This window comes from Staphylococcus ureilyticus, assembly GCF_025558845.1.
Lineage (GTDB): Bacteria > Bacillota > Bacilli > Staphylococcales > Staphylococcaceae > Staphylococcus > Staphylococcus ureilyticus.
Genome location: NZ_CP094825.1, coordinates 946,258 through 959,240 on the forward strand (window position 1 = coordinate 946,258; position 12,983 = coordinate 959,240).

General features: G+C 32.7%; 10 protein-coding genes and 1 riboswitch. Of the genes, 6 read left to right on the forward strand and 4 right to left on the reverse strand.

Features of this window, described 5'->3' with window-relative positions:
- Positions 1-4 precede the first annotated feature (4 nt).
- Positions 5-1,372, forward strand: coding sequence for a signal recognition particle protein (gene ffh / locus MUA21_RS04610; RefSeq protein WP_046208656.1), 1,368 nt, complete (start codon positions 5-7; stop codon positions 1,370-1,372).
- A 247-nt stretch (positions 1,373-1,619) separates the two neighbouring features.
- Here ffh and MUA21_RS04615 read toward each other — a convergent pair whose 3' ends face one another.
- Together MUA21_RS04615 and MUA21_RS04620 are read right to left on the reverse strand one after the other, a co-directional pair.
- The gene (locus tag MUA21_RS04615) at positions 1,620-2,930 is read right to left on the reverse strand and encodes an LLM class flavin-dependent oxidoreductase (RefSeq protein WP_262561968.1); all 1,311 of its coding nucleotides are present in this window, start codon (positions 2,928-2,930) and stop codon (positions 1,620-1,622) included.
- A 19-nt stretch (positions 2,931-2,949) separates the two neighbouring features.
- Complete coding sequence (locus MUA21_RS04620) at positions 2,950-3,702, reverse strand: 3-oxoacyl-ACP reductase (protein ID WP_073342302.1); 753 nt, start codon at positions 3,700-3,702, stop codon at positions 2,950-2,952.
- Positions 3,703-3,809: 107 nt separating this feature from the next.
- Positions 3,810-3,909, reverse strand: a riboswitch (TPP riboswitch).
- Between the two features lie 197 nt (positions 3,910-4,106).
- Here MUA21_RS04620 and rpsP point away from each other — a divergent pair.
- The 4 genes from rpsP to rplS all read left to right on the forward strand — a co-directional run bounded on the left by rpsP (position 4,107) and on the right by rplS (position 6,475).
- A complete protein-coding gene (gene rpsP / locus MUA21_RS04625; protein WP_019468468.1) occupies positions 4,107-4,373 on the forward strand; it encodes a 30S ribosomal protein S16 in 267 nt (88 codons plus the stop codon).
- Positions 4,374-4,777: 404 nt separating this feature from the next.
- Complete coding sequence (gene rimM / locus MUA21_RS04630) at positions 4,778-5,284, forward strand: ribosome maturation factor RimM (RefSeq protein ID WP_262561969.1); 507 nt, start codon at positions 4,778-4,780, stop codon at positions 5,282-5,284.
- Entirely contained in the window at positions 5,284-6,021 is a 738-nt protein-coding gene (trmD, locus tag MUA21_RS04635; protein WP_262561970.1) for a tRNA (guanosine(37)-N1)-methyltransferase TrmD, read from the forward strand. The genes rimM and trmD overlap by 1 nt, the downstream gene beginning before the upstream one ends.
- A gap of 103 nt (positions 6,022-6,124) precedes the next feature.
- Entirely contained in the window at positions 6,125-6,475 is a 351-nt protein-coding gene (rplS, locus tag MUA21_RS04640) for a 50S ribosomal protein L19 (RefSeq protein WP_019468465.1), read from the forward strand.
- Positions 6,476-6,558: 83 nt separating this feature from the next.
- On the opposite strand, the gene MUA21_RS04645 is transcribed toward rplS, so the two are convergent.
- On the reverse strand, positions 6,559-9,177 hold the full coding sequence (locus tag MUA21_RS04645) for a YfhO family protein (protein ID WP_272884851.1): 2,619 nt from the start codon (positions 9,175-9,177) through the stop codon (positions 6,559-6,561).
- Between the two features lie 28 nt (positions 9,178-9,205).
- Entirely contained in the window at positions 9,206-11,782 is a 2,577-nt protein-coding gene (locus MUA21_RS04650) for a YfhO family protein (protein ID WP_262561972.1), read from the reverse strand.
- A 338-nt stretch (positions 11,783-12,120) separates the two neighbouring features.
- On the opposite strand from MUA21_RS04650, the gene ylqF reads away from it, so the two are divergent.
- The gene (gene ylqF / locus MUA21_RS04655; RefSeq protein WP_046208649.1) at positions 12,121-12,981 is read left to right on the forward strand and encodes a ribosome biogenesis GTPase YlqF; all 861 of its coding nucleotides are present in this window, start codon (positions 12,121-12,123) and stop codon (positions 12,979-12,981) included.
- Positions 12,982-12,983: the final 2 nt, after the last annotated feature.

Below are 12,983 nucleotides of genomic sequence, written 5' to 3' on the forward strand. Positions count from 1 at the left end.
TGATATGGCATTTGAAGGATTATCCGATCGTCTTCAAGGGACGATGCAAAAGATCCGTGGCAAAGGAAAAGTTACAGAAGCAGATATTAAATTAATGATGCGAGAAGTCCGACTAGCATTACTTGAAGCAGACGTTAACTTTAAAGTCGTAAAGGATTTTGTCAAAACCGTATCAGAACGAGCTTTAGGTTCAGATGTAATGAAGTCATTAACACCTGGACAACAAGTCATTAAGATAGTACAAGAAGAACTTACACAACTGATGGGTGGCGAAAATGCAACTATCAAGATGGCCAATAAACCGCCAACAGTTGTGATGATGGTTGGTTTACAAGGTGCAGGTAAAACTACAACTGCAGGTAAATTAGCATTACTCATGCGTAAAAAATACAACAAAAAACCATTATTAGTAGCAGCCGATATTTATAGACCAGCTGCGATTGACCAATTACAAACTGTTGGTAAGCAAATTGATATTCCTGTTTACAGTGAAGGGGATCAAGTAAAACCTCAACAAATTGTAGAAAATGCCATTAAACACGCAAAGGAAGAACATTTAGATTTTGTTATTATTGATACGGCAGGTCGTTTGCATGTTGATGAAGCATTAATGGAAGAATTAAGTGATGTAAAAGAAATTACTAAACCAGATGAGATTATGCTTGTTGTTGATGCGATGACTGGTCAAGACGCAGTAAATGTAGCGCAATCGTTTGATGAACAGCTAGAAGTTTCAGGTGTAACCTTGACTAAACTAGATGGTGATACACGTGGTGGTGCTGCTTTATCAATTAGATCAGTGACACAAAAGCCAATTAAATTTGTTGGTATGAGTGAAAAATTAGATGGTTTAGAACCATTTCATCCAGAACGTATGGCTTCTCGAATATTAGGTATGGGTGATGTATTAAGTTTAATAGAAAAAGCACAACAAGATGTAGATGAAGATAAAGCGAAAGATTTAGAAAAGAAAATGCGTACGTCATCATTTACTTTGGAAGATTTCTTAGAACAATTAGATCAAGTTAAAAACCTTGGTCCATTAGATGACATTATGAAAATGATTCCTGGTATGAACAAAATGAAAGGGATGAATAATCTTAATATGGATGATAAACAAATTGACCATATTAAAGCTATTATTCAATCTATGACACCTAATGAACGTAATAACCCAGAAACATTAAATGTATCACGTAAAAAACGTATAGCTAAGGGTTCAGGACGTACTGTTCAAGAAGTTAACAGATTGATGAAACAATTTAACGAAATGAAGAAAATGATGAAGCAATTTTCTGGTGGCGGCAAAGGTAAAAAAGGTAAACGTAAGCAAATGGAGAATATGTTAAATGGTATGAATTTACCGTTTTAACAATTGTCTATAAAATAGTTGTAAAAGCAGTGAGTGGAACATAAGGCTCATTACGAATAAAGGACTAATCCGTATGAAAATGGATTGGTCCTTTTTATATGAATTGAGATTTTGCTCGCGCATGCTTGCCTGGGGATATGGCTCGAGCCAGTAGTCTCTCGTTCATATCATAACCCTAGGCGTCAGCGCGTTACAAAATCATGGAAAATATTAAATGATGAAATTTTATGTGTAGGTGGGAAGTTATTTAATTTGATTTAGGTAAATTCATATTTTCCCTAAATGTCTTACCCTCATATTGTATTCTAAAAAGATTTCTTTTTTGTAATTCAGGAATGATGTAATCTACAAAATCTTCTAAGCTATTTGGTAAAGTTGGTGGCATTAAATTAAATCCATCAGCTACCCCTGCATTGAACCAACGTTCCATTTCGTCAACAATCTGTTCAGGCGTTCCGATGAGTGTCAAGTGTCCACCACCTGCACTGAGATAGCCTAACAATTGTCGTAAAGTTGGGTTTTTATCTTTTATAATTTCCAATACAGTTTGGTAACGACCTTTAGGGCCATTAAAAGATTCCAATGGTGGTAAAGGTGGGACCGGTTCATCCAAATCCCAATTATGACAATCTTGATGAATGAAAAATTCTAATTGATTTAATGCTGTTTCAGTTGCTAAATGTGTGTCTAGTTTTTGCTTTTTAGCATAAGCTTCTTCGTATGTTGGTGCGACATATGTGACTAGTCCTGGAAAGACTTTCAAACTGTTCTTTGATTTACCTGCTAATTCCAGTTGATGATTTAATCTTTTTCTAAATATAGTAGCTTGTTGTATATTCCAAGCTACTGCATAAACGGCATCTGCGTATTTCGTAGCTAGTGCAATACCAGGGTCGGATGCACCAGCTTGCATAGCAACAGGTTTTCCTTGTAGGCTACTTGGTGTTGTTAAAGGTCCTTGTACTTTAAAGTGTTCTCCAGTATGACTAATGGCATGGATATGATTTGCATTGATTAGAATATCTTGTGTCTTGTCATGTACAAAATCTTCTAAGCTCCAAGATGTTAATAGTTGATTCATAACACATGCAAATTCATCTGCTTTTTTGTAGCGTTCGTGATGTGCGGGTAAACTAGACATGCTATGATTTGCAGCTTCTAAATCCGTCATAGATGTTACTAAATTCCAACCTGCACGTCCTTGGCTCATATGATCAAGACTCAATAATTGTCTTGCAGCAGTAAAAGGATTCGAAAATGTACTTGAGATAGTCGCAACAAGACCTATATTATGAGTTACTTGCGCAATTGCTGCTAAATTCATTAAAGGGTCAAACCAAAAAGCAGGCATGTCATTATCCGTTTTTGCAGGAAAAGATTGATTATCAGCAAAAAATATAGCATCTAGCAAGCCTCGTTCTGATAGTCGAGCTAACGATTGATAATAATTGATATCACCGATTCGTTCAATACTAGAATCTTGCATACGCCATGCAGCTTGGTGATGGCCACAACCGTAAATTAATACACCTATATTGAGATGTTGATCGTGCGTCATAATTGATGCCCTCCATATTTTAGTTCATTGTTAAACCGCCATCTACGGTAATATTTTGACCAGTGATACCATTAGCTTGATCGCTAACTAGAAATGCTACCATATTTGCTACATCTTGTGGTGTTGTTACTTTATGTAATGGTGTAGTCTGTTCAATTAATTCAAATACTTCATCTGAAGTGGCAGCACTGGCGTCTGTAGTTTTTAATAAACCACCAGAAACGACATTAGCTTTGATGCCATATTGACCAAGTTCAGCAGCAATATTTCTTGTAAAACCGATTAAACTTGATTTAGCGGTAGTATATTCATGATAGGGAACGACAGGGTTTTGGTATAAATTCGTTCCGATAGATATAATAGTACCTGATTTATGCTCAATAAATTGGTCGATAACACTTTGGGTTACATTAAAAGCGCCTTTTAGAGTGCCGTCAATTTGTTGTTGGTAATCTGACCAATTTAAGTCTTTAAATGATTTTTGGCGAGAAGGATCAAATTTAAACCCTATAAGCGCATTATTCACAACAGCATCTATTTTTCCAAAATGATTGGTGGCTTCTGCAATTAATTGATCTACTTGTGCTCTGTCTGTGACATCAGCACGAATCGCAATTGCATGTTCGTGACCAATTTCGTCTACAACCTTTTCTGCTAATGTCTTATTCTGAAAATAATTGATAATTACATGATGCCCTTGGCTACCTAAAGTTTTTGCAATGGATGCGCCTAATCCTCTACTGCTACCAGTTATAAGTATTGTTTTACTCATCATTTCACTCCTAGAATCATTTATTAAATAAAAAAATACACAACCTCCATAAGAGAAGCTGTGTACTAAAAATCTACAATCTATAGTTAATATGTTGATATAGCTTTGTTATTTTTGTAACACTTCCCTCCGCTAGTATGGACTAGATCAGGTTCAAAGGGTTTGAGTAAATCTCATCTCAGTTAAAAAACACCCCTAGTGCATTTAATATTTAATTTATTTTCAATTTATAGTGTTTAATAGTTAATGTCAAGTTTACGATGATATCGAAAATAATATTGGTACAATGAAGTGATTAAAAGTATAAAATGGTAAAGAAGAAACTCTTTACAAACTTCTAGATAACTGTTAATATTATTTCTTGTAGAAAATAAAAATTAGAACAATCAAAGGAGAGAATATAAATGGCAGTTAAATTACGTTTAACACGTTTAGGCTCAAAAAGAAATCCATTCTATCGTATCGTAGCAGCAGATGCTCGTGCGCCACGTGATGGTCGTAACATCGAACAAATCGGAACTTATAATCCAAATAATGTAAATGCTCCAGAAGTTAAAATTGACGAAGAGTTAGCATTAAAATGGTTGAAAAATGGTGCTAAACCAACAGATACTGTACACAACATCTTATCAAGAGAAGGTATCTTGAAAAAATTTGACGATCAAAAATAATCGTCATTATTAGCACATAAAAATTTTAAAAAAAGAGAGAGTCGTGGAAATCGTAGTCATTTAAAATGATTTCGACGACTCATCTCGGTATGGATGACTATGGTTGAATGTTAACCATTGTGCATGCCAATATAATCATAAAAGGCTGAGACAATTCGTTTGTCCCAGCCTTTTAAATTAGCATACCGGTAATCATTTATATAAAGCAACATCAACAATTTAGTAGGCTTATACGAGTGAATACATTGATCAAGAATGACTTAAGATGATTTATACAATATTTTAGCTCATAACATATAGAGAAGGTTTAAAATAATACTAACAATTCATGTTATAATTATTTTAGTCGAAAAATAAAAAATAACGAATTTCAATGATACATATACATTATCGGAGGAGCTTATATGAAAGTAGAAATAGGCAAAATTATCAATACACATGGTATAAAAGGCGAAATTAAAGTCAAATCTCACTCAGATTTTACAGATGTACGCTTTCAACCAGGTGAAACTGTGATGATAGAACGTCAAAACGAACCAACAATAGAATTGAAAATTGCGACATATCGTATGCATAAAGGCTTGCACATGTTGACCTTTGAAGGTATCAACAATATTAATGATATTGAGCATTTAAAAGGTGAAATCCTATTACAAGAACGAGATCATGAAGAAATTGAATTAGGGGAGCACGAATACTATTACTCAGATATTATTGGTTGTACCGTATTCGATGATAATGAAACTCCTGTTGGAAGAGTGATAGAAATTTTTGAAACGGGTGCCAATGATGTATGGGTTGTCAAAGGGGATAAAGAATATCTTATACCATATATAGAAGATGTTGTTAAACATATAGATATTGAAGGTAGACGTATTGATATTACGCCTATGGAAGGACTGTTGGAGTAATGAAGATAGATTATTTAACTTTGTTCCCTCAAATGTTTGACGGTGTATTAAATCAATCGATTTTAAAAAGAGCGCAAGATAAGGAAATGCTACAAATTAATACTGTTGATTTTAGAGATTTTGCTGAAAATAAGCATAATCAAGTAGATGATTATCCTTTCGGTGGTGGGCAAGGTATGGTGCTTAAACCAGAACCTATATTTAATGCGATGAAGAATATTGAAAAAACAGAAAATACACGCGTGATTTTAATGTGCCCACAAGGTAGACCATTTAATCAAGAAATTGCACAGGAACTCAGTCATTCCGAACATTTAGTTTTTATTTGTGGGCATTATGAAGGATATGATGAACGTATCCGTCAGCATTTAGTTACGGATGAAATTTCTATGGGAGATTATGTTTTAACAGGTGGAGAATTACCTGCGATGGTAATGACCGATGCAATTGTAAGATTAATTCCAGGTGTTTTAGGTAATCAACAATCACATGAAGATGATTCTTTTCAGGATGGATTATTAGAATTTCCACAATATACCAGACCACGTTCCTATCAAGATATGAACGTACCAGAGGTATTATTGTCAGGGAATCATGCGCATATTGATCAATGGCGTCATGAACAAAAACTGATACGTACATGGGAAAAGCGTCCAGATTTATTAGAAAATTATTCACTTACTGATAAAGACAAAGATATTTTAGAAAGATACAAAAAGCAATTGAAAAATGAATAACAGTGTGCTAACATAATTTAAGTGTGCGACACACGAAAATCACTATGATCCGCTGCTATATATTTGTCTAGGCAAGAACATAGGTTGAAGGAGAGAAAAAATAATGAGTAATCACAAATTAATCGAAGCAGTAACACAATCACAATTACGCACAGACTTACCTTCATTCCGTCCAGGTGACACTTTAAGAGTTCACGTACGTATTATTGAAGGTACTCGCGAACGTATCCAAGTATTCGAAGGTGTTGTAATCAAACGTCGCGGTGGAGGTATTTCAGAAACTTTCACAGTACGTAAGATTTCTTCAGGTGTAGGTGTGGAACGTACATTCCCATTACACACTCCAAAAATCGAAAAAATTGAAGTTAAACGTCGCGGTAAAGTACGTCGTGCTAAATTATATTACTTACGTGAATTACGTGGTAAAGCTGCTAGAATTAAAGAAATTCGTTAATCAGCATAAAAGTCATAAAAAAGAAGCGGTTCCGACTAGGAACTGCTTCTTTTTTATATTTTGTAATCAATTTGAAGATGATATTATTTTTTAATATAAATCCATTTTGTATAAACGAAACTTAAAATGATTCCAATAATACTTATTATTACTAATAACCATGTATGGGGCGGTGTATATTTAAGTGTAATTGTCTTTTGTCCTTGCTCTACAGGAATTACTGTCATGATACCATTGCCTTTTTTAACTGGTAATGTTTTGCCTTTGTCTGTATAAGCTTTCATTCCATCTCTATAAGGCATTGGCAACACGAGATAGCCTTCATCATTTTTATTTTTTTTAATTGTATAATGACGTGGATTTTGTGAAACTTTCACAGAATGTAGTTGTTTATGTGCTTTCTTTAATACATCGTAGTTTTCTCCATAAATTCCTTTAACATTAAAGCGATAATTACCTTTAGATAATTTTATATTCAAGTCTTGCACAGATTTTACTCGCATCGTTACTGGAGTGACAAAACGTCTATATTTATAAGATAGGTTATTACGATGTTGATTATATTCATTCACACCAACATTGTGAGCCTTGTCTGGCCCTAACAATTCAACATCCATCTCTACATAGAGATCTTCATACTGATTTGCAATAGATGCTGGTAACTGATAATGGACACCTCCACCATCCTTAGAAACGGTTAATTTATTTTTTTGCGTACGCTTTGCATTAATTAAATTAGTAGAAGTTTCTGATAGTAAGTTTTTATTTGGTGTGAACTGTTGATTTGTAGGATATTCATCTGCTTGATCAAAAACTATCCCTTGTAACATAGCTTGTTCTTTATCCATAGGCGATTTGAGGTCTTTTTTATCAAATACTTTATTTGTAATGTGCGCACTAGGATAATTGGCTTTATTTGTTGAATGTATAAAGGTTTCCTCATCAGAATGTTTGATTGTACTTTGCTTAGAAAAGCCATAGGGGATATTCTTGTCTTCTGGGCGACGAATGCGATCATTGACATCCCAAAGTGCCATCAAATTTGCTCTATTTGAAAGTAGACGATAAGTGCTGTTTTTATCCGTATGCATATTGATTTGTAATGTTTTATCATAATACTTTAAAATGTCGCCATCGAAAATGCTTGAATATAATGCAATACCGTTAAAATGATATATCATTGGTGAATTCAAGCCGTATTGTGACATGTAATCAATTCTACTGAATGGATCGTCTTGATGCTGTTTAATTTTATCTATTTTATTAGCTAGTGCAGGACTTTTATATTTTGAATCATGCATTGATGAAACAGTTGATTCGTATTTTTGAACATTATTGACATGGTCGTTATCTAAAATAATCGCTTGTTGAATAATGAATAATATGATTAGCACAATAGACGGCCAATTTAATTTGAATAGTGATTTTTTATAAAGCAATATGCCGATAAAAATCATAATTACGAGACAGATGCCCATCCATGTCATTTTCTGGTCTTTAACGATCATTTGCATGATTCCCATAATCATTAATACTGGAAGGGAAGCGAATATATACGACTTCAAAGATAATTCAGATAAATAATGAATGAACAATGCTATTAATCCAGCAGTAGTAAGTGCAAATATATAAACCCAACGGCGTTCAGGCGTTGAGAACCCATTAAACATACTATCGAAAAGAGGGGTTAGTGATCCTATAAGCATGATCCAAGTTGCAATCGCAAAAAGTTTATAATAATAATGTCGATATAGTTTAAAAGATAGTAAGGCAATGAGTGCGATGATAGTCACAGTGATATAAAATCCGTTTGTAAAAAAATGTTTTTGTCGTGCGAAATCTGTAATGACACCAAAATTAAAATTAGGATTACTTACTCTATCATTGTTTAAAAAAGAAGAAACGCCAGTATAAAAGCCCCAAATAGCAATTAAAGTACTTAATATAACAGCTGTAGGAATCATCCAAAGTTGTTGCTTCCTAGTAACAATATCTTTTGCATGAGGGAACACACATCTATAGATAAAGTAACTCAAAATTACAATAGCTTCGTAATAACTAAAATAAAAATTAGAAAATAATGTTAAAGCAATAGAAAAAATAAATAATCCTATTTTTCTATCTTTGTAAAACCGTTCAATACCGAGCAAAGATAGGGGAAGAAAAATTAATAAATCTCCATAATATGACCAAGTAAAATTAAAATAAATAACGGTTGTTGAAGCTGCATATAACATTGAAGCCAAAAATACTATGTGTTTTTTGAGCTTGATATAATTAAAGAAATAGAACGCAACGGTAAATGTAGCGATGCATTTGAAAAAAGCTACTATTAATTGATTGCTTGCCCAATACGTGATGTCGCTAGGGTTGCTATTAAATATTACTTCAGATAACCACACGAATAAAAAATTAATTAGTACAAAAGGTGAGGTTGCGTAGTAATAGGATAAATCTTTAACATAATCTCCACCTAAACCAAAAGAATGGTCATAAAAACTTTTGAATTGGCTAAGGTGTTCGTAAAGATACATTTGGAAAGGCATCATTTGCCTAAAACCATCACCATGACCACTAAATACAGTACCGTCAGTTAAATAGCGATAAATATAAGGTGTGAACGTTAATAAAGCTACGCCGACGCCCATTAAAAGAATTGTTAAAAATCTTGTTAGTTTGTGGGACCAAATTCTATGAAACACGGTCATACCTCATCTCAGATAAACTCCTTTATTTAAGTTTAGATTTTTTCTTTAGACACCAAAAAATACTTATTAAGATACTTATAACTGAAATTATAATCATCGTAAACCAATATTTAGGGCGGTATTTAATGATAATTTCACTATCTTGTTTAGTGACTGGTACGCCAGTCATCATATAATTTACTTTTTTAGGTTTTACTTTTTTATGATCTACATAAGCCACCATACCGTCACGATATGGAATGTTAATCGTTGCGATTCCCTTTGTATGTGGTGCTAACTTCACTTTTACTCCATTTTTAATATCATTATAATAATGATTTTGTTTCTTATTATAGGCTTTTTTGAGTTTGCTATAATTTTCACCATGAAGACTTTGAATATCAAAATAATAACTACCTCTAGGGTTAATAGCTATGTTAATATTACCATCTTTGTCTGGTTGTGTCCTATATAGTTGGTTTTCAACACCAGTTTTATAGGTCGAATTGTTATACAACCGGTGGTTAGCATAATTATTTATATTAATTGTATAATTACTATCGGGTTGACCACGTCGAACTTTTAAATTTAAATAAAAGTCTGAATAACGTTTTCTTATGTGATTTGGGACGTGAATTTTAATCTGACCTTGGTTTTTGGTCAGATAGATTTGTTGATTATTTTTCACTTTTATATTTTGGTAAGATATTTTAGTCGCATCGATAAGGTTTTGTGCGTTATCCGTGTAAGGTTTACCTGAATTTTTTATAACAACACCATCCAACATCGCATGTTCTCGATCGATAGGCGTTTTTAAAGTGTCGGAATTATATATTTGATTAGTCACTTTTACAGTAGGCAAGTTTAAAGTATTCTCATAAATGTGGTATTGTCCCTCACTTTTTACATTTTTAAAATAACTAGGCACATTGTTTTCGTAATCTTTTAACATTAAATATTTCATTGAAAATAAACTGCTAATATTTTGTCGTCCATTAGTACTTTGGTATCTACTCACTGATTCAGATTGAAGGTTAATTTTCAAATCATCATAGTAATAGTCTAAAATGTTATGATGAAAAATACTTGAATATAAACTTGAACCTTTAAAGAATTGATACATCGGTGTGTTATCTTGTTCATTAACACGCCAATCGATACGTTCGTCTTCCGTTTTTGAATGATTCATTTCAGAGACTAATTGTCTTTGTAACGGTGTGTTAAACAGACTTGCATTGACATAATAGCGATTTGCTCGTTCAACATGGTCTTCAAAATAAATTTGATTGCGTATAAAAACGGCTACAACAAGTGTCGCTAATATCAATATGGCAGTATAATAAAAATAAATGAAACATTTACGATAAGCTGGAGCTTTAAGACACAGTACTAGCAAGCCTATCAAACAAACAATAGGTGTAAACCAGAGCCATGCAACAAAATCATCATAAATCCATGCACTCACATAAATAAAACTTAAACTGATGATTGAAGAAAAAATATAGTTTTTAATTGTTAACGTGCTAAAGTATTTTACATATAACCCAATGAGTAATGCAGCGTTAAAAGCAATTAGGTAATGCCATCTTTTTTGGGGAGCAGAAAAACCATTAAAGAGCTGGTCGACAAATGGCAAATAATTAGCACCTATAGTAAGAATCATAAAAATTGCAAATAACTTAAAATAAAAATGCTTGTATAGTTTAAATGATAACAGTGCTTGTATCACTATAAATAAAATCACTATTAAGTAATTGTCATAAAATACATTCGTGTTTTGGTTGAAAGGTTCTAAAAAATCTACGTCTCCATTAAAAGGTATACGTCTGTTATTGGTATAAGCACGTAAACCGTGATAAAAAAAGAAAAGACTGGAACCAAGTGCTAAAATTGCAGCAATGAAGATGGTATATATTGCTTTAAATCTAGGAACGATATCATGTCTATGTTTAAATATTAGTCTAACTGTAAAATAGATTAGACCTACGATGAGTTGATAATACGCAAAATAAAAGTTATTTATTAAGGAAACTGTGACTACGATGATAAACATGGCTTTTTTTTCTTTTTGTAAAAATAATTCAATAGACCATAAGAGTAGCGGTAATAATATAAAAATATCACTGAAAAATGGCCAATATACAGTAAATCTAAAATAGAGTGGTGATATGACAAAAAGATATGACGTTAGTACTGCGATGCTTTTATTTTGAGTAATATAGCGTACAAAACCAAAAGTTGCTAACATCGCTAATGTTGATTTAAAAATGGACAATACAATAGCATTTGTCATCCAAAACATAATGTCTTGCGTGTCCCAATCAATCGCTAACTTTATGAGAAAGATGAAAATTACATTAAGTATAAACAAAATATTGGTTGAAAAATAGTAACTTAGGTCAGTGAAAAAATCTCCACCTAATCCGAAATCAGTGGCGTAAAACCATTGACCTTGACTCCATTTATCATACAAATACATTTGCATCGGTATCATTTGTTCCATGCCATCATTGGGCCCCGTAAATAAAACACCCTCATTTATAAATCTATAGATAACATAGCCATGTCCAATGATTGCTAATATAAAGCATAATAATATGTAAAAAAGCATCCTTTTCATGAGTAGTCTCCTGTAATCGAATTATTATTAATTCTATTGTAACGATTTTTTAGATTTATTGATAAAAATTACCATTATTTAATTTAAGAAAATTAATTTAAATATTATACTTATTTTGAAATTTAGTATTGATAAGATACTCAGTTGGTTAGTTTCACTACAATTCTAGACAATTTGGTAATTATTATAGGAAAATAGTGTGAATGAATTTTTTTAATAAAGTAAATACAAATTTTTATTTATAACTATTCACCCCTCATGTTATGATTTTAAGGTCAATGAATGGTATGAAAAAATATATAATTTTGAAACATAAACGTATGAGAAAGGTGATGTACATGGTAATTCAATGGTATCCAGGGCATATGGCGAAAGCAAAACGCGAAGTTGCAGAACAATTAAAGAAAGTAGATGTTGTTTTTGAACTAGTAGATGCTCGTATTCCTTATAGTTCAAGAAACCCAATGATTGATGATGTTATACAGCAAAAACCGAGAGTAGTTATTTTGAATAAAAAAGACATGGCGAATTTAAAAGAATTAGAAAAATGGGAGTCTTATTTTAAAGAAAAAGGCTATTATCCTGTGGCGATTGATGCTAAACATGGAAAAGGACTAAAATTAGTAGAACAAGCAGCTATTAAAGCAACACAAGAAAAATTTGATCGTGAAAAGAAAAAAGGATTAAAACCACGTGCGATTCGTGCGATGATCGTCGGCATTCCTAATGTTGGGAAATCTACACTTATTAATAAGTTAGCCCACAAATCTATTGCTAAAACTGGAAATACACCTGGTGTTACAAAGCAACAACAATGGATCAAAGTTGGCAATTCGCTCCAATTATTAGATACACCAGGTATACTTTGGCCCAAATTTGAAGACCAACTCGTAGGAAAAAAACTAAGTATTACAGGTGCGATTAAGGATAGTATCGTTCATTTAGATGAAGTTGCCATTTACGGTCTTGAATTTTTAAAAACGCATGATTATGAAGGATTGAAAAATCATTATAAAATAGATGTACCGATAGAAGCAGAAAATATAGAATGGTTTGATGCTATTGGACGTCGTAGAGGATTGTTGCGTAGTGGTAATGAAGTTGACTATGAAGCGGTCATTGAATTAATCATACATGAAATTAGAAATGCGAAAATAGGAACATATACGTTTGATGTTATTAAAGAAATGGAAGTGTAACG